Raw genomic sequence first — 24,446 nt, 5'->3', positions numbered from 1 at the left:
CGACTGGCTTAGCTATTTTAGCAGTAATGGTATAAATAGCCGCGTGAGGCGCGAGCCCGACAGCCGGCCGACACCCCTCGACGGATTGCGTGTCGTCGAGGTCAGCGACCGGATAGCCGGCGACTACTGCGGCAAGCTGCTCGTCGACGCCGGGGCGCAGGTGCGCAAAATCGAACCGCCGCAAGGGGATTGGCTGCGGCGGTACTCCGCCAGCTGTTCGCCCGTGCCGGACGGCCAGCCATCCCCGTTCTTCGGCTACCTCAATGCCGGCAAGCGCAGCCTGACCGTCGCGGCGGACTCCGAACGCTATCGCGCCGAGCTGGCCGGCGCCGACGTCGTGGTGGTCACCGCGGGCCGGTCTCGGGCCGCGGCGCTGGGCATCGACCCGCAGCGGCTGCTGGCCGATTCGCCGCGGGCGATCGTCGTCACGATCTCCGACTTCGGTTGGACCGGACCCTACGCCGAGCGCGCCGCGAGCGAATTCACGTTGCAGGCGTGGGCCGGCTCGCCCGGCTTTCGCGGCGACCCCGCCGGGCCTCCGATCGCGATCGGCGGCGACCTGGGGGAGTACATGGGCGGCGTCTACGCCGCGTTCGGCGCGCTGTCCCTGCGTCGCCGAGTCGAGCGTGGCGGCCCCGGCGAGCATCTCGACCTGTCGATGCTCGAGGCGATGACCGCGATGCAGAGCAGCGAATGGTTGCATTCGCAGCTGCTGCGCGTCCCGCCCGTCCGCCGCACGTTGGAAGTGCCCTCGATCGAACCGGCCAAGGACGGCTACGTCGGCATCACCATGGTCACCGGGCAGCAGTGGCTCGACTTCTGCGCGATGGTCGAGTGCCCGCAGCTGGAGGAGATCGAACAGCTGCGGTTCCAGATCGGCCGGTGGGCCTACCGCGACCTGATCCGCGAACACATCGGCCCGTGGCTGGCCGAACGAACGGTGGCGGAGATCGTCGAACTCGGTCAGCTGTTCCGGTTGCCGATCGCGGCGTTGGGCAACGGCTCCACCATCCGCGACCTGGAGTACGTGCGGGAGCGCGGGGTGTTCACGCCCAACCCGGCCGGCTTTGACCAGCCGCGCCCGCCGTGGCTGATGGCGGCGTGCGCGCCCGCGCCGCTGGGCGTCACACCGGCGCCGGGTGAGGCCAACGACGAACCGGCCAGGGAGAGAAGCGAATCCGATCCAGTGCCCACTTCACGGGGTCTGCCGCTGGAGGGCCTGCGGATTGTCGACCTGACCGCGTTCTGGGCCGGGCCGGCCGCGACCCACCTGCTAGCCGCGTTCGGCGCCGACGTGGTCAAGGTGGAGTCGATCCAGCGGCCCGACGGCATTCGCTACTCGGGCGGGATGCGCACCGACGTGGACGACTGGTGGGAGTACGGCTGGGTGTTTCACGCGATGAACACCAACAAACGTTCCGTCACACTGGATTTGGGCTCGGATCGCGGACGCGAGCTGTTTCTGGATCTGGTAACCGGCGCCGACGTGGTGATCGAGAACTTCTCACCGCGGGTGATGGACCAGTTCGGCCTCACCGCGGACGTGCTGCTGAAGGTCAACTCGAAACTCGTCGTCGCCCGGATGCCGGCGTTCGGCCTGGACGGTCCGTGGCGTGAACGCGTCGGATTCGCCCCGACCATGGAGCAGATCGCCGGCCTGGCCTGGGTGACCGGGTTGCCGGAGGCCCCGCCGGTGACGCCGCGCGGGGCCTGCGATCCGCTGGCCGGCGTGCACGCCGCGTTCGCCGTGCTGGCCGCCCTGGATTTCGCCCAACGCACCGGCACCGGCCAGCTGCTCGAGCTGCCGATGCTGGAGACGGTGCTCAACGCCACCGCGATACAGGCGATCGAAGCCGAGGTGTTCGGGGTGACGCTGGGTCGGCGCGGCAATCGCGGTCACGGGGAGGCGATCCAAAACATCTACCGGTGCGCCGGTGACGACGACTGGATCGCCGTCACTGTGCGCGACGACCCGCAGTGGCAAGCCCTGGTCGACGTGATGGATCGTCCCGCTTGGTGCGACGAGGGCCTGGCGACCGTGGCGGGGCGGCGGGAGCGCGCCGACGACATCGATCGCCGGCTGCGGGATTGGTTCGCCGCGCAACCGCTGGAACCGACGGTGGAGCGGTTGGCCGGCGCGGGCGTTCCCGCCGCGCCCGTGGTGTCGCCGTCGCTGGTGACCGAGAATCCCCAACTGCGCGACCGGGGCTTCCTGGAGGCCCTGAACCACCCGAGCACCGGGCCGGGCCTGTATCCGTGCCCGCCGTTCGCGAAGCTGGCCGGCCAGGACAAGTGGCTACTACGCCCGCCGCCGCGGCTAGGCGAGCACAATGGGGAGGTACTGCGCGATCTGTGTGGACTGACCGACGACCAGCTGGCAAAGCTGGCCAGCGACAAAGTGATCGGGACCCGCCCGGCGGGCCTCAAAAGATAACGGTGAGGAGGTCGCCTGATGCGCGTTACGGTCGACGAGAACCTGTGTGAGGCCAACGGCTTTTGCGAATCGCTCGCCCCGGAGGTGTTCGAGCTGGGCGACGAGGACGTGGTGCAGATCGCGGACGGTCCGGTGCCGCCGCGGCTGGAGATCGATGTGCGCGCCGCGGTGGACCAGTGCCCCAAGGCCGCGCTGCGGCTGATCGACTGAGGGCCTGAAGGAAGCGCGGGCAACTGACCACTGGGTGAGTTTCATTTGTGATATCGCCGGTGATAGCGCAATTGAGAATCGCCTTATGGCCGGCTCACCGATCCGCAGCTGCGCTCTACCGGCGCTCGGTCAGCGATATCGCCATCTCGTCATAGATCGACATGTTGGTGAGCAGGTTCGGGTAGGCCACCTTGGCCGGACCGAGGGTGATGTCGTCGCAGCGCAGCAGGAGTTCGTCGAAGACCGCGCGGAGTTCCGCGCGCGCCAGCATGGCGCCCAGGCAGTGGTGCGGTCCGCCCCCTCCGAACGCCACGTGCGGGTTCGGCTGACGCCCGATGTCGAAGGTGAACGGTGTGGGGAACACCTCCTCGTCGCGGTTGGCCGAGCGCAGCATGGACACCACCCGCTCGCCCTGCGCAATGTGCTGGCCGTCCATCTCGACGTCGACCTTGGCGGTGCGCGTCCAGTAGGCAACCGGTGACGCCCAACGCAACACCTCCTCGACGGCGCTCGGCCGCAGCTCCTCCCGCGCGCGGTACCGCTCGATCTGCTCGGGGTTCTCGACGAACGCCTGCAGCCCGATGGCCAACGCGTTCTTGGTGGTGTCGCTGCCGGCGAATGTCAACACGAAGAAAAAGAACTCGAGTTCGTTGGCGGGCAAGCTGAATTCCTCGCCGTCCTCGCCGGTGATCACCGCGGAGGCCAGTGTGCTCCAGATGTCATCGGTGGGATGGCGCCGCTTTTCCGCGGTGAGCTCCATCGCGTACCCGAAGATGGTGGCGTAGAGATCGGTGTAGTCCTGAAAGGTCGGGCGGGCCCCGGGCGCATTGGCTTTCAGGATGCTGTCCAGGCAATCGAAGATTCGCGGCCGGTCCTCTTCCGGTATGCCGATGATGTCGCCGATGACCGTCATCGGCAGCGCGTCGGCGACATCCTCGATCCAATCGCCGCCGCCGCTGGCGAGTAGGCGGTCGATCATCCGCGCGGCGCGCGCCCGGATGCCGTCCTCGAGTTTGGCGATCGCGCGCGGGTTGAACGCGTTGGAGATCAGCTTGCGGCGCTTGTTCAGCTCCGGCGGGTCCATGTTGATGATCGTCGGGTACGACGAGAACATCCCGACCGGCTGGATGAGCGGGCCGTCGACCGCGGTGAACGAATCGGTATCACGATGCAGGCGCACCGCGTGCCGATGCTTGGTGGCCACCCAGAATTCACGGTGGACCGTTTCGGCTACCCCAGGCGTCATCTCGTGCCGGAACAGCGGGCGGGAGCGTCGCAATTCGGCGAACAGCTCGTCTGGAAAACCATTGCGCCACAAGGCAAGATCGGATAGATCCACCGCCGCAGCCGTCATCTGAACCCCGCTTCTGGCGCAATGCGGGCACCTTACCGGCGCCGCGTTGACGTTCAATGCTTAAGATAGTAAAAATAGAGCCTATCGTCGAACCCGCTGGGAGGGGTCGTGACGGATACAATTTCGGACTCGGCATCAGAGTCGGCCGCAGATCCTTCGGAGCGTGAGTTCGGGCAGGCCGGCATCGCGCTGTCTACCTACCGGTTCCCGACGGGGTGGTTCATCGTCGCGTTCGGCTCGGACCTGCCTCCTGGTGAGGTCAAGCGCGCGCACTACTTCGGCGAGGAGTTGGTGCTCTTCCGCACCGAATCCGGCCAGGTGCACGTGATGGACGCGTACTGCCAACACCTCGGCGCCAACCTCGGCGTCGGCGGCACCGTCGAGGGCGAGAACATCGTCTGTCCCTGGCACGGCTGGCGGTGGCGCGGCGACGGCACCAACGCCCTGATCCCCTACAGCAAGATCGGCTGCAAGAACAACGTCCGCATCCGCACCTACCCGAGCATGGAGTGGTACGGGTTCATCCTTGCGTGGCACGAGCGGCACGGGCGCGCGCCATACTGGCAGCCGCCGGTGCTGCCCGAGCTCGAAACCAACGAGTACTACCCGCTGCACCCGCACACGCAGATGCTCAACCGGGTCAAGGTGCACCCGCAGATGATCATCGAGAATGCCGCCGATCCCTACCACGTGCAGTACGTGCACAAGGCCGCCAATCCCGCCACCACCTCGTCGTTCGAGGTCTCCGGATACCACCTGCACGCCACCGTCAACGCCCATTTCGGCGGCGGCCGCGCCTCGACCTGGCTGACCCCGAACGGGCCGGTCGACGCCAAGATCATCTACGACAATTACTCGTTGGGATTGGGCCTGGTTCGCTTCCCCAGCGAGCTGGTGGCCACCGTGCAGGTGACCGGGCAGACGCCGGTCGACGAGGACTACACCGACTACTTCTACACGCAGGCTTCGATCCGCGAGCCCGGCGACACCGGCGACGCACCCACCGGCCGCGCCGCCAAGTTCCTGGCGCTGCAGCAAGAGGTCATCAAGCAGGACTTCTTCACGTGGGAGAACATGAAATACCTCGAAAAGCCCAACCTGGCACCCGAAGAGGCGCACGACTATGCCGCCCTTCGCCGCTGGGCGCACCGCTTCTACCCGGGCCCGCAGCCCTCGCCGTCCGACTTCGGCTACACGGCCGACGGCGAACCCGACCCGGCGGCCGCGAAAGCCTGATGCCGGGACCGTCGGATTTCGGCGTCGACAGTTTCACCGTGCCGGCCGTCCTGGATCGGCGGGCGGAGCAGCACCCCGACCGGGTGATGATGTCGATCGCCGGCGTGGACGTGACGTTCGAGCAGATGCGCCAGCGGTCCCGCGCGGCGGCCCACGTGTTGGCCGGTTTGGGCGTCGGACCCGGCGATTGCGTGGCGCTGTTCACCGCCACTTGCCCGGAATGGGTGTACTTCTGGCTGGGCGCGGCGCGCATCGGCGCGGTCAGTGCTGCGGTGAACGCCGCCAACAAGGGCGATTTCCTGCTGCACACGCTGCGCTTGTCGCGGGCCAGGGTGATTCTCACCGACGCCGAGCGCCGGCCCCGGGTCGACGAGGTCGTCGGGCAGCTGGACACGGTGACCGGCGTTGTGGTGCAAGACGATTCGCTCACCGCCACGTTGCACCTCGACGCCGACGTCCCGGTGACCGAAAGCCCCGTCGGCCCGGCCGACGTGGGGGTGTTGTTTTTCACCTCCGGCACCACCGGGCCGTCGAAAGCGGTTGCCACGACGTGGCATTACCTGTTCTCGGTCGCCGCTACCGCCGCCGCCGCGTGGGAATTCGGCCCGGGGGAGGTGCTGTGGACGGCGATGCCGCTCTTCCACCTGAGCGCGGCGCCCAGCGTGCTGGCACCGATGCTGGTCGGCGGAACGACCTTGTTGGCCAAGGCATTTCATCCCGGCGAGGTCTGGGACGACATCCGCGCCCGCGGGGCCATCGGTTTCGCCGGCGCCGGCGCCATGGTGTCGATGCTGCAGAACCTGCCCCCGGATCCGCGTGACGCGCAGCTCCCGCTGCGGTTCATCTCCGCCGCACCCATCGACGCGGATGCCTACCACGAGATCGAAAAGCGTTACGGCTGCCGCATCGTCACGATGTACGGCATGACGGAGGCCTTTCCGCTCGCGGTCAAGGGCGTGTCCGACGACGGCGTGCCCGGCACCTCGGGGCGGCCGAATCCGAATTTCGAGGTGCGCATCGTCGATGAGCGCGGCGACCCGCTGCCGCCCGGCGGGGTCGGCGAGATCGTCTGCCGTCCCAGGCACCCGCATGTCATGAGCGAGGGCTACGTGAGCGAGGACTCGCGGGTGGAGCCGCACCCGGAGTGGTTTCGCACCGGTGATTTGGGCCGACTCGACGCCGATCGGAACCTGACGTACGTGGACCGCATCAAAGACTCGTTGCGCCGGCGCGGCGAAAACGTTTCCTCGGTCGAAGTGGAGGCCGTCGTCGTGCGCCATCCCGCGGTGGCCGAAGCCGCGGCGGTCGGGGTGCCCAGCGACTTGGGCGAAGACGACATCCTGTTGATCGTGACGCTGCGCCCCGGGGCGGGCCTGGACTGCGCGGAGTTGCTCGACTTCTGCACCGCCCGGATGCCCTACTTCTGCGTCCCGCGATTCGTCGAGGCGGTGGATGAACTGCCGAAGAACGTCATCGGGCGGGTGCGTAAAGACGTGTTGCGCGCTCGCGGACTGGGTCCGGGCGCCTGGGATCGTGAGAAAGCGGGGTATATCGTTCGCCGGTAAGTTACGTTAACGTTACGTAATCGTCGGTAAGTTAATTTATTGTTACGTAACCACCCCTTGTTGGCCGTCGTCCAAGAGAGGCTGCAGAGCACATGACCATGACCTATCAGGAACAGCAGATGCTCCAGGCCGCCACGGCCCGCGCTGCCATCCTGGATCTGACCGCCCGGCACAACAGGGCGTACTCCGACGGTGACCGCGACCGCTGGATCGCCACTTTCCGCCACACCGGCGCCAGCTACACCCGCGATGGCGACCTGTTCACCGATCTGCGCGCGGCCTTCGACGGCGGCGACGGGCAGCGACTGGTCACCCTCGACCACGAGATCCGCGTCGACGGCATCAACGCGAGCATGCGTTGCGTCGCGGTGCTGTTCGCCGCGATGTACGGCGACACCACCCTGCGGGCCACCGGAACGTACCGGGACACGCTGATCTACGAGCGCGGCGCCTGGTACTTCACTTCCCGTGCGCTCGAATGGGATTCGGTGCCCAGCCGGCACCCGCTCGTCATGTGAGTGGGGATCACGACCTCAGCTACCAGCTAGCCTTTGGTAGCTACGAAGACGCGCTGCGCTTGGTCGGCGCGAAGAGCGAACCCCGCACCGCGGCTACCCCCGTCAGCGGCGCACGCATCCAGTTGTTTGCCGCGATGGTCCACGACGGGAACCGATCGTATTGGGATGCGGAGTTTGCCCGGGAGAAGTGGGGCGGGCTGCTCGCCCCGCCCGCCCTCCTGATGGGTTGGCTGATCCCGCCGCCCTGGCAGCCGACGGGCAGACCGCCCGCGGCCTCGGTGGTCCTGCGAGTGCCGCTGCCCGGCACCACGTTCATCAACGCCTCCAACGACGTTGAGTTCCTGCGGCCCATCGTCGAGGGAGACGTGCTCACCGCCGTCGAGGAGCTGGTGTCGGTGTCACCAGAGAAGCGGACCCGGCTGGGCGTCGGCCATTTCGTCGAGACGCTGGAGACCTATACCCGTCAGGACGGCGCCGTGGTGGCCACGTGCCGAAACACCTTGTTCCGGTTCACCCCGGACGCCGCCTCGTGACCGACCTGGACTGGAACACGATCGACGTGCCCGTTGAGTTGCCGGAGGTGGTCGATCACATCAGCTATCAGCGAGTGGTCGAGAACGCCGGGGCGACGTGGGACTATTTCCCGGGGCATTTCGACCCCAGTTACGCCCAAAATCAGGGCAACCCGACGATTTACGTCAACACCATGCACCTCGCGGGGTTCGCCGACCGGGTCGCCACCGACTGGGCGGGCCCGGGCAGCCGCGTGGTGCGCCGCTCGATGCGGCTGGTCGGCTCGGTGTACGCGGGCGACACGATGATCGGGCGCGGGCGGGCGCTGACCAAGCGGCGGGACACCTCGGTGGATCCGCCGCGTTGCCTTGTCGACATCGAGATCCAGGTGACCAATCAGCATGGCGCCCTATGCTGCCCGGTCGAACTCACGCTGCAGATGCCTTGTGGTTGACGGTGTAAGCGAACTGCACCTGGCGGCGTGCCGGCGGTTCGGCGAGGCGGTCGCCGCGGCGGAGGGCAGGTGGGACCGTCGCTCACCGTGTGATGCCTGGGACGCTCGGGGGGTGCTCGAGCACGTGATCGGCTTTCACGACGTACTTGTCCTGCGGCCCCTCGGGCTGAAACCCGACCGGCCCCGGGACGATCCGCGGGCGCGTTGGCAATTGACCTATTCCTCGCTGACCGGGGCGCTCGAGTCCGGTAGCGCGACGCGGCTGGACGCCTACCGGCTGATGCCGAACCTGACCCGCGATGTCGTGGTGCACACCTGGGACCTCGCCCGCGCGGTGGGCGCCGACGATCAGCTGGATCCCGGCTGGTGCGAAAGGTTTTACGCCGCCTTGCCGCCGGATACCCGGGAGCTGACCGCGTCGGGAATGTTCAAGGCACCGGTTGCGGTGAACGACGAAATCGGCGCGCAGGCAAGGCTTCTCGCGCGGCTGGGCCGCGACCCCGCGTGGCGACCGCCCGAGCTATAGCGGCGGCAGCTTGCCCTTGCACACCAGCGTCTGAAGCTCGACGTACTCGTGCAGGCCCTCCGGTCCGAACTCGCGCCCGATTCCCGATTGCTTGAAGCCGCCGAACGGGGCACCGATGTCGAGGGTGTACATGTTGATGCCGTAGGTGCCGGTGCGGACCCCCGCCGCGACCTCCAAGCCGTGGGCGATGTCAGAGGTCCACACCGAACCGGCCAGACCGTAGTCGCTCTCGTTGGCGATCCGGATGGCGTCGTCCTCGTCGCGGTAGCGCAGCACGGTCAACACCGGTCCGAAGATCTCCTCCCGGGCGATGCGCATGTCGTTGGTGGCGTCGGCGAACAGCGTCGGCCGCACGTACCAGCCGCGCGGACTGTCTTGGTCAGTGTTCAAGCCGCCGACCACAACGCGGGCCCCCTCAGTCTCGCCCGAGCGGATGTACTCCTGCACCCGACGTTGTTGCCGTTGCGCCACAAGGGGTCCGATGTCCGTGGCCTCGTCGGCCGGATCGCCGACATTGAGCGCCGACATCATCTCGGCCAGCGCGTCGACCACCTCGTCGTGCCGGCGATCGCTGACCAGGATGCGGGTTTGCGCGACACAGGCCTGGCCGTTGTTCATCAGGCCGGCGGTTTTCAGCCCGGCCACCGTCTTGCCCACGTCGGCGTCGTCGAGAATGATCGCCGCCGACTTGCCGCCCAGCTCGAGGCTGTAGCGCTTCAGCTGCTCGCCGCACAGCGCGGCGATCCGGCGCCCGACGGCGCTGGAACCCGTGAACGCGATCTTGTCCACACCGGGATGGCGGACCAGCGCCTCGCCGATATCGGGTCCGCCCGGCAGCACCGAGACCACCCCGTCGGGCAGGTCCAGTTGCTCGATCATTTCGGCCAACCACAAAGCGTCCAAGGGCGTTTCGGGCGCGGGCTTGATAATCACGGTGCAACCGGTGATCAGCGCCGGGATCAGCTTGGGCATGATCAGGAACTGCGGCACATTCCACGGCACGATCGCCCCGACCACCCCGACGGGTGCCCTGCGCAGGTGCACTTCCCCGAGTACGCCCTGGCGGCGCTCCGTCCAGGGAAAGTCGCGCGCGGCGGCCAGGGCGAGATGGATCAGCGAGGCAGCGGCGGCGCCTTGACCCAGCCGGCTGAAACTGCGCGGAGAACCCATCTCGTCGGTGATCAGGTCGGCCATCTCCTCGATGTGGCCGCCGTAGATCCCGGCGAGCTGCTCGACCTTGGCCATCCGATCGGCGTGGGTCATGCGGGGCCAGGGGCCGTGGTCGAAAGCGCTTCGCGCCGCGGTGACGGCGGCGTCGACGTCCTCGGGCCCGGCCACCTGGACGTGGCCGACCGGCTCTTCGGAGTGCGGCGAGATCACGGCGAGCTGTTGTGGGTTGGCGGGCTTGCGCCACTGCCCCCCGATGAAGAGTTCGTTATAGGAACGATGGCCGGGATTGTCTGTCATCGGGACACTTCCTCGGGGAATGGGACCGCGACCGCAACTTCGCTATTGACGCTAACATAGTGAAAAAAGCAGGATGGCGCCGTGGCAAGGAAGCGACATGGATAGCGACTGGCGCACTTACCCGTTCCGGTTGGTACCCGGCGATCCCCAGCTGGACTTCCCCGCGGCCGAAGGCGAACACGCCGACCAGGAGTCCGACACCTGGTTCATCGCCGGGCAGCTCGATGCCACCGAAAGCGGCCGCTCGTTTGCCTTCCTGACCATCTTCAACAAGAACCGGCCGGGCGGAACGATCGTCGCGGATTTCTACACGCTGGCGCTGTTCGACCTGGACACCGGAGACTACGGCACCTACACGGACTACGACATGCCGCCGGCCAACATGGAGCCGGGGGCCCAGCGCAAGCTGAGCATGGCGCCGGGTTATCTCGACCTGAGCTACCACAGCGGCGCGGGAACCGCGTCGTGGAGCGCCTGCCGCAACGGCGACGGGGAACTGTTGCCGTTCACCTATCGCGTCAGCCTGGTGGGCGAGGACCACTCCGGCCGCCCGATGCGGCTCGACCTCGCCGTAACCCCAACGCGCGCACCGACACCGGTGGGTGCGTCGAGGTACAACGGGAAGATCGTCTGCTTCGGCCAAAGCGACACGTACTCGTACTTCCAAACCGGAATGGCGATGACGGGAACGCTGCGCTGGGGAGACGTCGTCGAACAGGTCTCCGGCAGCGGCGGGCACGTCGACCGGCAGTGGTTCCCGAAGTACGCCGGCGGCGGGGGAAGTGGGGGAGACCCCCGGGCGAGGTCACACGAGTGGCGCACCATCAACTTCGACAATGGCGTGGACCTGAGCATCTGGCGGCAATTCGACCGCACGAACGGCAATGCGCTGCAACCGTTTACCGGTGTCACGACCAGCTATCCCGACCCGGCCACGCCGCCCGACTGCGCGGAGGACGTCGAGATCACGATCCACAGCTACGTCCGGTGGCCGAACGCGCTGCGTCCGCTGGTGCGGCCCGTCGCGTCGGCTCGATACATGCCGGACCGTCACCGGATCCGCTGCGCCACACTGCAACTCGATATTGTCGGGGAGCCGCTGGTGGCGGCCCCGGCGCACGGCCTGCCGATCGAGTACATGGAAGGTCCCTACCATTACCAGGGGACGCTGTGGGGCAAACCCGTGACCGGGTTTGCCTTCAACGAGCGCTCGCTCGCGCTGTATCGAGATTGGGAGTTGGTCGAGGTGCTGGCGACGACCGTCGCGAACGTCGAACCGACCGCCCCGGAACTGCAGACGATCGTCGACCGGGTGGTGCCGTTGGTCGCCGCCGGCCGTCGCGCTGAGGCGGTCGAATTGCTGAGTCGCGTGGCTCCGGTGGAAAATGGGTTGCTGGCAACGGTTCTCGAGGATCTGATCGCCGTCTTGTCCGAGCAGAATTGAGAGACTCCGCGCCGAGCCTGTAAATTCGCAGGCCTTCACTCGCACTTTCGCTGCAAATTTACAGTCTCGGCGCGAGCGCTCGTGCCCAGTTGATGTGGCGGTGCTGCAGCCCCGGTTCGTTGCGGCCGAACACCAGGTGATCCCGAGCGCCCGACTCGAGGTTGGCCTGCAGGCCCTCGGCCAGCCGGTAGTCCTCGTCGCGGACCGTGGCGTGGGCGTATTCGAAGACGGCTCGAGCGCCGGCGGCCACGGACTCGTCGGACAGGTCCAGCGGTGTCGAGTTCTGGTGCACGGTGATCGACCGACCGGGCCGGTCGCCCGGATAGATGCGGAAAAGCTCGCCGTTGGCGATCGTCACGGACAGCACGATGTTCGGGAACAGCGCGTAGATCACGACCATGTTGTGGAACGGGTCCCATTGCTCTTCGGGAATATCGTCGAGCTCCAGGATCGTGTTGAGCGGGAAGACCAACCGGTGATGGGGGCCGAAGGCGTCGAACACCGTGCAGTTGCTCCGTGCGATGGTGGCAAAGGTCTGTCGATGCACGGTGGCGAAATGGTAGTTCTCCGCGAAGGTGTCGGCCGCCAGCTTCCAATTGATCGGAAAGTCGAGCACCTTCTCGCCCAATGGGGACCACCGCCCGATGCCCCAGGAATCGAGCTCGTCGGCCAGCGGTCCCAGATGCGCGGCGACGTCCAACGCCGCGCCGGGATCCAAAGCGACCCAGAGGAATCCGGCATATTCGGCGGCCGGCAGTTCGGTCAAGCCATCGGACTTGACGGTCGCCTCCGCTGATGGGCGCCGACCCGTCCCCCGCAAGCGGGAGGTGCCCCCAGCGCCCGGCTTCGCCGCGCTTGCGATCGACGCCTCCGGGAACCCCTCATGTCCCGGAAGCGCCACCAAGCGCCCCGTGTTGTCGTACGTCCACGCGTGGTAGGGACACGTGAACCGCTTCGCCGTGCCGCATCCCGTTGCGACCTGCGATTGACGGTGCAGGCAGACGTTGTCGAACGCCTTGACCGAACCCGCTGACGTGCGCGTCAGCAGGATCGATCGACCCATCACCGTCTTGGTGCAGTACGCGCCCGGAGCCGGCAGCTCCGAGACGTAGCCGACCAACTGCGGACTGGCCAGCAGCATGGCCCGATCCCGTTCGTGCCGCTCGACCGACGTGTAATCCCGTGCGTCCACCCGATGCTGCGACGGCGCGAGGTCGGTCGTCTTGTCACGCGCCAGCTTCAACGCACGCCGCGTCAGGTCGACGAGCTGGTCACGCTCCATATGCCCAGTACAGACCTTGTGACAGTTGTAAGGTCAAGCCGTGGCTGAGCAGTTGCTGATCGGCGACGTCGCGGCCCTGACCGGAATCGCATCGGGCCGCATCCGCCACTACGAGAAAATCGGGTTGCTGCACGCCGAATACCTGAGCAACGGCTACCGCGTCTTCGAGGTCGACCAGGTGCTCGAGCTGCTGCGCATCGACCTGATGAGAAGCCTCGGCGTCGGCATCAACGACATCCAGCGCTTGCTCGACGGGGGGCAGACCACCCTGGCCGGGCTGCTCGACGAGCACCGCACCTTGCTGGTGCGCGAGCGCGATCGGCTCGATCAGCTGATCGCGGCGATCGATGCCGCGACCGATAGCGGCCCGTCCGGCCTCAACGAAGACATCCTGCGCCGGCTGGCGACGCGGCATCGCGACAGCATCGGCGTCATCGGCAGGCTCACCGCCCCGCTTTCCCCGTCCGTCACCGAGATGTACGCCCAGCTCTTCGACGGGTGGGAGCTACCGGTTCCCGCCTTGTTCGGGCAGATGGCGTTGCCCCCGGCGGCCAGCACGCTGCTGGAGCAACTGGCCGAGACGCCGGGGCATCAAGTGCTCTTCGACCGGCTGCGCAAACTCGCCAACGACGTGGTTGCGTTAGACGAAAGCGATTCCGCGGCAACAGAACTCGCGCGTACGTGGATCGACGCGCAAGTGGCCGACCCGTTGCCCGAAGACGTGGTCGGCGTGCTGCGGCGGGTGCAACCGTTGCTGGTGAACGACCCGGTGATGGTGCAGGGATTCCGCGCCTGGGCCGGATCCATAAGCCCTGCGGCCGCCCATTTCCTTGATGAGATCTCGCGGCAGACCGCCCGCCGCGGCCTGGAGGCCATCATCGTCATCGTGCTGCCTGGCGATGCGCCGGTGTGATGCATATGTGATCTCCGATGCTCAAGTGGTTGACGTGACAATTGATGTTCCTGTCGTACCCTGTGGCATGTGTCGGTTTCGCGCCGCGACGTGCTTAAATTCGCGGCCGCGGCCCCGGGCCTGGTAGGGCTGGGCGTCGCGGCGGCGTCGTTGCGGGCCGCGCCGGCCTCAGCGTCACTGGGCGCCCTGCTGGACTACGCCGCGGGGGTCATCCCGGCCAGCCAGATCAGGGCCGCCGGAGCGGTCGGATCCATTCGCTACGTCTCCGACCGCCGGCCGGGCGGCAACTGGATGCTGGGCAAGCCGATCCAGGTGGGTGAGGCCCGTGACCTGAGCAGCAACGGGCTCAAGATCGTCTCGTGCTACCAGTACGGCAAGGGGTCCACGGCCGACTGGCTCGGCGGGGCGGCCGCGGGGCTGCAACACGCGCAGCGCGGGATGCAGTTGCACGCCGCCGCCGGCGGTCCGGCGAACGCCCCGATCTACACGTCGATCGACGACGACCCGTCGTACGAGCAGTACAAGCAGCTGATCGTCCCGTATCTGCGTTCCTGGGAATCGGTGATCGGGCACGAGCGCACCGGGGTGTACGCCAATTCGAAAACCATCGACTGGGCGCTGCACGATGGCCTCGGCTCGTACTTCTGGCAGCACAACTGGGGCTCGCCGAAGGGCTTCACCCATCCGGCGGCGAGCCTGCATCAGGTGGAGATCGACAAACGAAGCGTCGGCGGGGTGGGGGTCGACGTCAACGAGATCCTCAAACCGCAATTCGGTCAGTGGGCCTAGGGTCCCGGCGGTCCGACTTCCAGCAAACACTCGTTCGCTCATTTTCGGCCGCCGTGGGCCGAGCCGACGGGACTGACGCGGTGTCAACGGCAGTCAAGCGAACCGATTTTTTTAACATAACGATTACATAACAATCGTGCTTTGATCAGCGCAGTTATAGCTACTCGACCGTAACCACCTGCATGCAGCAGGTTTGTTCGCCGCGCCCGCGCGGGCGGTTAAACCCGGTGTTACCCACGACACGGTTACCCGTGCGTAGAACTCACCAGTAACCGATCAACATGCAAAAAGGGCACTGATCCTTATGACACTCTTATTGGAGCCGATGCGGTCCGCCGCCCCTTCAAGGCGCCACCGGGGTGGCCCGCGACAGCACACCGGCCAGCCGTCCTCCGGCTGTGATTCGACGGGGAATCGCGTTATAGCAGCAGGCCCATCCGTCGGGACCGGCCGAATGACCGAGATGTAAAGACGCAAGCAGGGGAGATACAGAAGGTGACGATCCACGAGCACGACCGGGTGTCCGCCGACCGCGACGGGAACAGCCCGCACAGCGCCCATGCTCTGGTCGACCGTCTGACGGCCGGCGAGCCGTATGCCATCGCCTTCGGCGGGCAGGGCAGCGCCTGGCTGGAGACCCTGGAGGAGCTGGTGTCGTCGGCCGGGATCGAGTCCGATCTGGCAACGCTGGTCGGCGAGGTGGAACTGCTGCTCGAGCCGGTGGCCAAAGAGCTGGTCGTGGTGCGTCCGATCGGCTTCGAGCCGTTGCGTTGGGTGCGCGCGCTGGCCGCCGAGGATCCGATCCCGTCGGACAAGCACCTGACGTCGGCGGCGGTGTCGATCCCCGGCGTGCTGCTCACCCAGATCGCGGCGGCGCGTGCGCTGGCCCGGCAGGGCATGGATTGGACCGCCGCGCCGCCGGTGGCCGTTGTCGGGCATTCGCAGGGCGTGCTCGCAGTCGAGGCGTTCAACGCCGCGGGCGCCCGTGACATCGAGCTACTGGCGCTGGCCCAGCTGATCGGCGCGGCCGGGACGCTGGTCGCCCGTCGGCGCGGGATCTCCGTGCTGGGCGACCGGCCGCCGATGGTGTCGGTGACCAACGCCGACCCCGAACGCATTCGCCGGCTGCTCGACGAGTTCGCCCAGGATGTGCGGACCGTGCTGCCCCCGGTCCTGTCCATCCGCAACGGCCGCCGGTCGGTCGTCATCACCGGAACCCCCGAGCAGCTCTCGCGCTTCGAGCTGTATTGCAAGCAGATCTCCGACAAGGAAGAGGCCGACCGCAAGAACAAGATCCGCGGCGGCGACGTCTTCGCGCCGGTCTTCGACCCGGTCCGGGTCGAGGTGGGCTTCCACACGCCGCGGCTGGCCGACGGCATCGACATCGTCGGGAGCTGGGCCGAGAAGGTCGGCCTCGACGTCGCGCTGGCCCGGAAGCTGACCGAGGCCATCCTGGTGAACGGCGTCGACTGGGTGGAGGAGATCACGAGCGTTCACCAAGCCGGCGCCCGCTGGATTCTCGACCTGGGGCCCGGGGACATCCTGACCAGGCTGACCGCACCGGTGATCCGCGGCCTCGGCGTCGGCATCGTGCCCGCGGCGACCCGCGGCGGACAGCGCAACCTCTTCACCGTCGGGGCCACCCCCGAGGTCGCCCGGGCCTGGTCGACCTACGCCCCCGGCGTGGTCCGCCTCCCCGACGGCCGGGTCAAGCTGTCGACGAAGTTCACCCGGCTGACCGGACGCTCGCCGATCCTGCTCGCGGGCATGACCCCCACCACCGTCGACGCCAAGATCGTCGCGGCCGCAGCCAACGCCGGGCACTGGGCCGAGCTGGCCGGCGGCGGTCAGGTCACCGAGGAAATCTTCGCCGACCGCATCGAGGAGCTCTCCGGACTGCTCGAGCCCGGCCGCACCTACCAGTTCAACGCCCTGTTCCTCGATCCCTACCTGTGGAAGCTGCAGGTGGGCGGCAAGCGGCTGGTGCAGAAGGCGCGCCAGTCCGGCGCCGCGATCGACGGCCTGGTGATCAGCGCCGGCATCCCGGACCTCGAGGAGGCCGTCGAATTGATCGACGAGCTCAACGACGTCGGCATCAGCCACGTGGTGTTCAAGCCCGGCACGGTCGAGCAGATCCGCTCGGTCATCCGCATCGCGACCGAGGTGCCCACCAAGCCGGTGATCATGCACATCGAGGGCGGCCGCGCCGGCGGGCACCACTCCTGGGAGGACCTGGACGACCTGCTGCTGGCGACCTATTCGGAACTGCGGTCGCGGGCCAACATCACGGTCTGCGTCGGCGGCGGCATCGGCACCCCCGAGCGGGCGGCCGAATACCTGTCCGGGCGCTGGGCCGAGGCCTACGGCTTCCCGTTGATGCCGATCGACGGCATCCTTGTCGGCACCGCGGCGATGGCGACACTCGAATCCACCACCTCGCCGTCGGTCAAGCGGATGCTGGTCGAAACCACCGGCACCGACCAGTGGATCAGCGCCGGAAAAGCCCAGGGCGGCATGGCTTCCAGCCGTAGCCAGCTCGGCGCCGACATCCACGAGATCGACAACAGCGCCTCGCGGTGCGGCCGGCTGCTCGACGAGGTCGCCGGCGACGCCGACGCGGTCGCCGAGCGCCGCGACGAGATCATCGCGGCGATGGCCAACACCGCCAAGCCGTATTTCGGCGACGTGGGGGAGATGACCTACCTGCAGTGGTTGCGGCGCTACGTCGAACTGGCCATCGGCGACGGCGATTCGACCGCCGACACCGCGTCCCCCGGCAGCCCCTGGCTGGCCGACACCTGGCGCGACCGTTTCCAGCAGATGCTGCAGCGCGCCGAAGCGCGTTTGCACCCAAAGGATTTTGGGCCGATCGAGACGGCCTTCGCCGACAGCGAGCTGCTCGAGAACCCCGAGGCGGCGATCGAGCTGCTGATCGCCCGCTACCCGGACGCCGAAACCGTGCAGCTGCACCCGGCCGATGTGCCGTTCTTCGTCACGCTGTGCAAGACCCTGGGCAAGCCGGTCAACTTCGTGCCGGTCATCGACAAGGACGTGCGGCGCTGGTGGCGCAGCGACTCGCTGTGGCAGGCCCATGACGCCCGTTACGACGCCGACCAGGTGTGCATCATCCCGGGCACCGCGGCGGTGGCCGGCATCACCCGGATGGACGAGCCCGTCGGCGAGCTCCTGGACCGCTTCGAGCAGGCTGCCATAGATGAAACGCTGGCCGCGGGTGCGGAGCCCCGGCCGGTCACGTCGCGCCGGCGCGGCCGCGCGGACGTGACGGGACCGCTGGCCGTCGTGCTCGACGCGCCCGACGTGCAGTGGGCCGGCCGCACCACGACCAACCCTGTTCATCGGATCGCCGACCCGAACGACTGGCTGGTGCACCCAGGCTCTGGAGGACCGGAAAGCCAGCGTGCCACCCACTCCTCCACCGGGGCGCGGCTCGAGGTCAACGGCGAGGGCGTCGTGCTGAGCGTGCCCGTGTCGGGCGCGTGGGTCGACATCCCATTCCAATTGCCCGCCAACACCATTGACGGCGGCACACCGGTGGTGTCCACCGAGGACGCCACCGCCGCCATGCGCGCGGTCCTGGCGATCGCCGCGGGCGTCGACGGGCCGGACCTCCTGCCCCCGGTCACCAACGGGACGGCCACCCTGACGGTGGACTGGGATCCCGAGCGGGTTGCCGATCACACCGGCGTCACAGCCGTCTTCGGCGAGCCGCTGGCGCCGAGCCTCACCACCGTGCCCGACGCGCTCGTCGGCCCTTGCTGGCCCGCCGTTTTCGCGGCCATCGGCTCGGCGGTCACCGATTCCGGTGTCCCGGTGGTCGAGGGCCTGCTGAGCCTGGTGCACCTTGACCACGCCGCCCACGTGGTCGGCACGCTCCCGACGGTGCGGGCCCAATTGACCGTCACCGCAACGGCTTCGGGCGCCCTCGACACGGACATGGGCCGGGTGGTCCCGGTCACGGTGTCTATTTCGGACGCCGACGGCGCGGTAATCGCCACGCTCGCGGAGCGTTTCGCGATCCTCGGGCGCACCGGCGCGGCAGACCTCACCGACCCGGTCCGGGCCGGCGGGGCGGTGTCGGAGAATGCGACCGACACGCCGCGTCGTCGCCGTCGCGACGTCACGCTGACGGCGCCGGTGGACATGCGCCCGTTCGCGGTGGTGTCCGGTGACCACAACCCGATTCACACCGATCGGGCCGCCGCGCTGCTAGCCGGACTGGAATCGCCGATCGTGCACGGCATGTGGCTGTCGGCTGCGGCGCAGCACGCGGCGACCGCGACCGACGGCAAGGCCCGCCCGCCCGCTCGGCTGGTCGGCTGGACGGCGCGTTTCCTGGGCATGGTGCGCCCCGGTGACGAGGTCGATTTCCGGGTGGATCGCGTCGGAATCGACCGGGGCGCCGAGGTTTTGGAGGTAGCCGCTCGGGTCGGTTCAGACCTGGTGATGTCGGCCACCGCGCGGCTGGGCTCCCCGAGGACCGTCTACGCGTTCCCCGGGCAGGGCATCCAGCACAAGGGCATGGGCATGGAGGTCCGGGCCCGGTCCAAGGCGGCGCGCAAGGTGTGGGACGCCGCCGACAAGTTCACCCGCGACACGCTGGGTTTCTCGGTGCTGCATGTGGTGCGCGACAACCCGACCAGCATCATCGCCAGCGGCGTGCACTACAACCACCCTGAGGGTGTGCTGTACCTGACGCAGTTCACCCAGGTCGCGATGGCGACCGTGGCCGCCGCACAGGTTGCCGAGATGCGTGAGCAGGGTGCCTTCGTCGAAGGCGCCATCGCGTGCGGCCACTCCGTCGGTGAATACACCGCGCTGGCCTGCGTGACCGGCATCTATGAGCTGGAAGCCTTGCTGGAGATGGTGTTTCACCGCGGGTCGAAGATGCACGACATCGTGCCGCGCGACGAGCTGGGCCGCTCCAACTACCGACTCGCGGCGATCCGGCCCTCGCAGATCGACCTGCCCGACGAGGAGGTTCCGGCGTTCGTCGCCGGGATCGCCGAGAGCACGGGTGAATTCCTCGAGATCGTGAACTTCAATCTGCGTGGCTCGCAGTACGCGATCGCCGGCACCGTGCGCGGCCTGGAGGCACTGGAGGCCGAGGTCGAGCGTCGGCGTGAGCTCACGGGCGGCCGGCGCTCGTTCATCCTGGTGCCGGGCATCGACGTGCCTTTCCACTCGCGGGTATTGCGGGTCGGCGTGGCCGACTTCCGGCGCGCGCTGGAGCGGGTCATGCCGCGTGACAAGGATCCCGACATCATCATCGGCCGCTACATCCCGAACCTGGTGCCGCGACCGTTCACCCTCGATCGCGACTTCGTCCAGGAGATCAGGGATTTGGTGCCCGCCGAGCCGCTCGACGAGATCCTCGCCGACTACGACACCTGGCGTCGTGAGCGGCCGGCCGAGCTGGCCCGCAAGGTGTTGATCGAGCTGCTGGCCTGGCAGTTCGCCAGCCCGGTGCGCTGGATCGAGACCCAGGACCTGCTGTTCACCGAGGAGGCCGCGGGCGGTCTCGGTGTGGAGCGGTTCGTCGAGATCGGTGTCAAGTCGGCGCCGACCGTCGCCGGCCTCGCGACCAACACGCTCAAGCTGCCCGAATACGCGCACAGCACCGTCGAAGTCCTCAACGCCGAGCGTGACGCCGCCGTGCTGTTCGCCACCGACACCGACCCGGAGCCGGAGCCCGAGGACGAGGTCGACGATTCCACGGCGGCCACCGCGGACGCGGCGGTGCCGGAAACCGACGCCGCCGCACCGGTTTCCGCACCGGCCGCGCCGTCGGGGGCAGCTCGGCCGGACGACATCACGTTCGACGCCGCCGACGCCACCCTGGCGCTCATCGCGCTGTCGGCCAAGATGCGCATCGACCAGATCGAACAACTGGACTCCATCGAGTCCATCACCGACGGCGCGTCGTCGCGGCGCAACCAGCTGCTGGTGGACCTGGGTTCGGAGCTGAACCTGGGGGCCATCGACGGCGCCGCCGAGGCCGATCTGGCCGGTCTGCGCGCGCAGGTGACCAAGCTGGCGCGCACCTACAAGCCTTACGGCCCGGTGCTTTCCGACGCGATCAACGACCAACTGCGCACGGTGCTTGGGCCGTCGGGCAAGCGGCCGGCCGCGATCGCCGAGCGGGTCAAGAAGACCTGGGAGCTGGGCGAGGGTTGGGCCAAGCACGTCACGGTGGAAGTGGCTCTGGGCACCCGCGAGGGCACCAGTGTTCGTGGCGGCGCGATGGGCCACCTGCACGAGGGTGCGCTGGCCGATGCCGCCTCCGTCGACAAGGTCATCGACGCGGCCGTCATGTCGGTCGCCGCGCGGCACGGCATTTCGGTGGCGCTGCCCTCGGCTGGCGGTGGTGGCGGCGCGACCATCGACGCGGCCGCGCTCTCCGAATTCACCGACCAGATCACCGGTCGCGACGGCGTGCTGGCCTCGGCGGCCCGCCTGGTGCTGGGCCAGCTGGGCCTCGACGACCCGGTGAGCGTGTCGCCGGCGGCCACCGATGCCGAGCTCATCGACTTGGTCACCGCCGAATTGGGCGCGGACTGGCCACGTTTGGTGGCTCCGGTGTTCGACGCCAAGAAGGCCGTCGTGTTCGACGACCGCTGGGCCAGCGCCCGCGAGGACCTGGTCAAGCTCTGGCTGACCGACGAGGGCGACATCGACGCCGACTGGATGCGGCTGTCCGAGCGGTTCGAGGGCGCGGGCCACGTCGTCGCCACCCAGGCCACCTGGTGGCAGGGCAAGTCGCTGGCCGCCGGCCGCCAGATCCACGCGTCGCTGTACGGCCGCATCGCCGCCGGCGCCGAGAACCCGCTGCCGGGTCCGTCCAGCAGCGAGGTCGCGGTGGTGACGGGCGCGTCCAAGGGCTCGATCGCGGCCTCGGTGGTCGCGCGGCTGCTCGACGGCGGCGCCACCGTCATCGCGACGACGTCCAAGCTCGACGACGAACGGCTCGCGTTCTACCGCGGGCTCTACCGTGACCACGCCCGTTACGGTGCCGCCCTGTGGGTGGTGGCGGCCAACATGGCGTCCTACTCCGATATCGACGCCCTGGTCGAGTGGGTCGGCACCGAGCAGACCGAAAGCCTTGGGCCGCAATCCATTCACATCAAGGATGCGCAGACCCCGACGCTGTTGTTCCCGTTCGCGGCCCCGCGCGTCGCCGGCGACCTGTCCGAGGCCGGCTCGCGCTCCGAGATGGAAATGAAGGTCCTGCTGTGGGCCGTGCAGCGGTTGATCGGCGGCCTGTCGAAGATCGGCGCCGAGCGCGACATCGCGTCGCGGTTGCACGTGGTGCTGCCGGGATCGCCCAACCGCGGCATGTTCGGCGGCGACGGCGCGTACGGCGAGGCCAAGTCGGCGCTGGACGCGCTGGTGAGCCGCTGGCACGCGGAGTCGTCATGGGCGGCCCGAGTCAGCTTGGCGCACGCGCTGATTGGCTGGACTCGCGGCACCGGGCTGATGGGCCACAACGACGCGATCGTCAGCGCGGTCGAGGAGGCCGGCGTCACCACCTACTCCACCGACGAGATGGCCGCGATGCTGCTCGGCCTGTGCGATGTGGAGTCCAAGGTGGCCGCGGCCAGTAAGCCGATCGAGGCCGACCTGACCGGCGGGCTCGCCGACGCCAACCTCGACATGGCCGAACTCGCCGCCAAGGCGCGCGAGGAGATGTCGACCGAGGCCGCCGGCGAGGACGACGATGACGCGGCCGCGGGCACCATTCGCGCGCTGCCGTCCCCGCCGCGCGGCTACCGCCCCGCGCCACCGCCGGAATGGGCCGACCTGGACGTCGACCCGGCCGACCTGGTGGTGATCGTCGGCGGCGCCGAGCTCGGACCGTACGGTTCGTCGCGCACCCGGTTCGAGATGGAGGTCGACAACGAGCTGTCGGCCGCCGGTGTCCTCGAGCTGGCGTGGACCACCGGGCTGATCCGCTGGGAAGACGACCCCCAACCCGGTTGGTACGACACCGAATCCGGCGACCTGGTCGACGAATCCGAGCTGGTCGAGCGCTACCACGACACGGTGGTGGAACGCTGTGGGATTCGCGAGTTCGTCGACGACGGCGCGATCGACCCCGACCACGCGTCCCCGCTGCTGGTGTCGGTGTTCCTGGACAAGGATTTCGCGTTCGTGGTGTCCTCGGAGGCCGACGCGCGCGCGTTCGTCGAGTTCGACCCGGAGCACACGATCATCCGGCCGGTGCCCGACTCGAGTGACTGGCAGGTGATCCGCAAGGCGGGCACCGAGATCCGAGTGCCGCGCAAGACCAAGCTGTCCCGCGTCGTCGGCGGTCAGGTGCCGACCGGCTTCGACCCGACGGTGTGGGGCATTAGCCCCGACATGGCGAGTTCCATTGACCGGCTTGCCGTGTGGAACATCGTGGCGACCGTCGACGCGTTCCTGTCGGCCGGCTTCAGCCCGGCCGAGGTGATGCGCTACGTGCACCCGAGCATGGTGGCCAACACCATGGGTACCGGCATGGGTGGTGGCACGTCGATGCAGACGATGTACCACGGGAACCTGTTGGGCCGTAACAAGCCGAACGACATCTTCCAGGAGGTGCTGCCGAATATCGTTGCCGCACACGTGGTTCAGTCCTACATCGGCAGCTACGGCGCGATGATCCACCCCGTCGCCGCCTGTGCGACCGCCGCCGTGTCGATGGAGGAGGGCCTCGACAAGATCCGGCTGGGCAAGGCCGAGATGGTGGTGGCCGGCGGCATCGACGACCTGACGCTCGAGGGCATCATCGGCTTCGGCGACATGGCCGCCACCGCGGACACCGGCATGATGCGCGGCCGGGGAATCCACGACTCGAAGTTCTCCCGGCCCAACGACCGGCGCCGGCTGGGCTTCGTCGAGGCACAGGGTGGCGGCACGATTCTGCTGGCGCGCGGTGACCTGGCGCTGAAGATGGGCCTGCCGGTGCTCGCGGTGGTCGCGTTCGCGCAGTCGTTCGGCGACGGCGTGCACACCTCGATCCCGGCCCCGGGCCTGGGTGCGCTGGGCGCGGGCCGGGGCGGCAAGGACTCGCCGCTGGCGCGGGCGCTGGCCAAGCTGGGTGTGGGCGCCGACGACATCGCCGTAATCTCCAAGCACGACACGTCGACGCTGGCCAACGATCCCAACGAGACCGAGCTGCATGAGCGGCTGGCCGACTCGCTGGGCCGCTCGCCGGGCGCCCCGTTGTTCGTGGTGTCGCAGAAGAGCCTCACCGGCCACGCCAAGGGTGGTGCCGCGGTCTTCCAGACGATGGGCCTATGCCAGATGCTGCGCGACGGTGTCATCCCGCCCAACCGCAGCCTGGACTGCGTCGACGACGAACTGGCGGGCTCCTCGCACTTCGTGTGGGTGCGCGAGACGCTGCGGCTGGGTGAGAAATTCCCGCTCAAGGCGGGGATGCTGACCAGCCTCGGGTTCGGCCACGTGTCCGGGCTCGTCGCGCTGGTACACCCGCAGGCGTTCATCGCGGCGCTGGACCCGGATCAGCGCGCCGACTATCAGCGGCGTGCGGACGCGCGCCTGCTGGCCGGTCAGCGCCGACTGGTGTCGGCCATCGCCGGCGGCCCGCCGATGTATCAGCGGCCCCCGGACCGTCGCTTCGACCATGACGCGCCGGAGAAGCGGCAGGAGGCGGCGATGCTGCTGAATCCGGCCGCCCGCCTGGGCGAGGACGAGGCCTACGTCGGGTGACTTCGGTTA

The 24,446-nt window shown here is 68.2% G+C and carries 14 protein-coding genes and 2 pseudogenes; 12 read left to right on the top strand and 4 right to left on the bottom strand.

The features are described from left to right. Nucleotides 1-43: 43 nt before the first annotated feature. Together AC5Y4S_RS09515 and AC5Y4S_RS09510 are read left to right on the top strand one after the other, a co-directional pair. Nucleotides 44-2,434, top strand: a complete 2,391-nt coding sequence (locus tag AC5Y4S_RS09515; protein ID WP_500032359.1) for a CaiB/BaiF CoA transferase family protein — start codon at nt 44-46, stop codon at nt 2,432-2,434. An 18-nt stretch (nt 2,435-2,452) separates the two neighbouring features. After that, the gene (locus tag AC5Y4S_RS09510; RefSeq protein WP_046185638.1) at nt 2,453-2,644 is read left to right on the top strand and encodes a ferredoxin; all 192 of its coding nucleotides are present in this window, start codon (nt 2,453-2,455) and stop codon (nt 2,642-2,644) included. A gap of 115 nt (nt 2,645-2,759) precedes the next feature. On the opposite strand, the gene AC5Y4S_RS09505 is transcribed toward AC5Y4S_RS09510, so the two are convergent. Then, entirely contained in the window at nt 2,760-4,055 is a 1,296-nt protein-coding gene (locus tag AC5Y4S_RS09505) for a cytochrome P450 (RefSeq protein WP_500032358.1), read from the bottom strand. Nucleotides 4,056-4,106: 51 nt separating this feature from the next. Here AC5Y4S_RS09505 and AC5Y4S_RS09500 point away from each other — a divergent pair, with 51 nt between their 5' ends. The 6 genes from AC5Y4S_RS09500 to AC5Y4S_RS09475 all read left to right on the top strand — a co-directional run bounded on the left by AC5Y4S_RS09500 (nt 4,107) and on the right by AC5Y4S_RS09475 (nt 8,810). Then, nucleotides 4,107-5,234, top strand: a complete 1,128-nt coding sequence (locus AC5Y4S_RS09500; RefSeq protein ID WP_152531247.1) for an aromatic ring-hydroxylating oxygenase subunit alpha — start codon at nt 4,107-4,109, stop codon at nt 5,232-5,234. Then, a complete protein-coding gene (locus tag AC5Y4S_RS09495) occupies nt 5,234-6,799 on the top strand; it encodes an AMP-binding protein (protein ID WP_500032357.1) in 1,566 nt (521 codons plus the stop codon). The genes AC5Y4S_RS09500 and AC5Y4S_RS09495 overlap by 1 nt, the downstream gene beginning before the upstream one ends. Nucleotides 6,800-6,891: 92 nt before the next feature. Next, a complete protein-coding gene (locus AC5Y4S_RS09490) occupies nt 6,892-7,317 on the top strand; it encodes a nuclear transport factor 2 family protein (RefSeq protein ID WP_500032356.1) in 426 nt (141 codons plus the stop codon). Then, nucleotides 7,314-7,850, top strand: a complete 537-nt coding sequence (locus tag AC5Y4S_RS09485; RefSeq protein WP_500032355.1) for an FAS1-like dehydratase domain-containing protein — start codon at nt 7,314-7,316, stop codon at nt 7,848-7,850. Before AC5Y4S_RS09490 ends, AC5Y4S_RS09485 begins: the two co-directional genes overlap by 4 nt. Beyond that, nucleotides 7,847-8,284 (top strand): MaoC family dehydratase, encoded by a 438-nt coding sequence (locus tag AC5Y4S_RS09480; RefSeq protein WP_500032354.1) that lies wholly within the window; start codon nt 7,847-7,849, stop codon nt 8,282-8,284. The genes AC5Y4S_RS09485 and AC5Y4S_RS09480 overlap by 4 nt, the downstream gene beginning before the upstream one ends. After that, nucleotides 8,277-8,810: a maleylpyruvate isomerase family mycothiol-dependent enzyme gene (locus AC5Y4S_RS09475; RefSeq protein WP_500032353.1), complete on the top strand. Its 534-nt coding sequence runs from the start codon at nt 8,277-8,279 to the stop codon at nt 8,808-8,810. Before AC5Y4S_RS09480 ends, AC5Y4S_RS09475 begins: the two co-directional genes overlap by 8 nt. Here AC5Y4S_RS09475 and AC5Y4S_RS09470 read toward each other — a convergent pair. After that, a complete protein-coding gene (locus tag AC5Y4S_RS09470) occupies nt 8,805-10,277 on the bottom strand; it encodes an aldehyde dehydrogenase (RefSeq protein ID WP_500032352.1) in 1,473 nt (490 codons plus the stop codon). The genes AC5Y4S_RS09475 and AC5Y4S_RS09470 overlap by 6 nt on opposite strands. 97 nt (nt 10,278-10,374) lie before the next feature. On the opposite strand from AC5Y4S_RS09470, the gene AC5Y4S_RS09465 reads away from it, so the two are divergent. After that, nucleotides 10,375-11,721 (top strand): lipocalin-like domain-containing protein, encoded by a 1,347-nt coding sequence (locus AC5Y4S_RS09465; protein WP_500032351.1) that lies wholly within the window; start codon nt 10,375-10,377, stop codon nt 11,719-11,721. Between the two features lie 58 nt (nt 11,722-11,779). Here the strand turns inward: AC5Y4S_RS09465 and AC5Y4S_RS09460 are convergent. Further along, a pseudogene (locus AC5Y4S_RS09460) lies at nt 11,780-12,499 on the bottom strand (SRPBCC family protein); the annotation flags it as partial. A 93-nt stretch (nt 12,500-12,592) separates the two neighbouring features. Then, nucleotides 12,593-13,003, bottom strand: a pseudogene (locus AC5Y4S_RS09455) (aromatic ring-hydroxylating oxygenase subunit alpha); the annotation flags it as partial. A gap of 40 nt (nt 13,004-13,043) precedes the next feature. Here AC5Y4S_RS09455 and AC5Y4S_RS09450 point away from each other — a divergent pair. The 3 genes from AC5Y4S_RS09450 (at nt 13,044) to AC5Y4S_RS09440 (ending at nt 24,437) form a co-directional block, all read left to right on the top strand. Beyond that, nucleotides 13,044-13,916 carry a MerR family transcriptional regulator gene (locus AC5Y4S_RS09450; protein WP_500032350.1) on the top strand — a complete coding sequence of 291 codons (873 nt, stop codon included), beginning with the start codon at nt 13,044-13,046 and terminating at the stop codon, nt 13,914-13,916. A 69-nt stretch (nt 13,917-13,985) separates the two neighbouring features. Continuing rightward, complete coding sequence (locus AC5Y4S_RS09445; protein WP_500032349.1) at nt 13,986-14,705, top strand: DUF1906 domain-containing protein; 720 nt, start codon at nt 13,986-13,988, stop codon at nt 14,703-14,705. A 495-nt stretch (nt 14,706-15,200) separates the two neighbouring features. Next, nucleotides 15,201-24,437 carry a fatty acid synthase subunit beta domain-containing protein gene (locus AC5Y4S_RS09440; RefSeq protein ID WP_500032348.1) on the top strand — a complete coding sequence of 3,079 codons (9,237 nt, stop codon included), beginning with the start codon at nt 15,201-15,203 and terminating at the stop codon, nt 24,435-24,437. Nucleotides 24,438-24,446 lie beyond the last annotated feature (9 nt).

It is taken from the genome of Mycobacterium sp. NGS64 (genome assembly GCF_059812245.1).
Note: the sequence above shows the minus strand (reverse complement) of the source record. Positions and strands in the feature narration are given on the sequence as shown.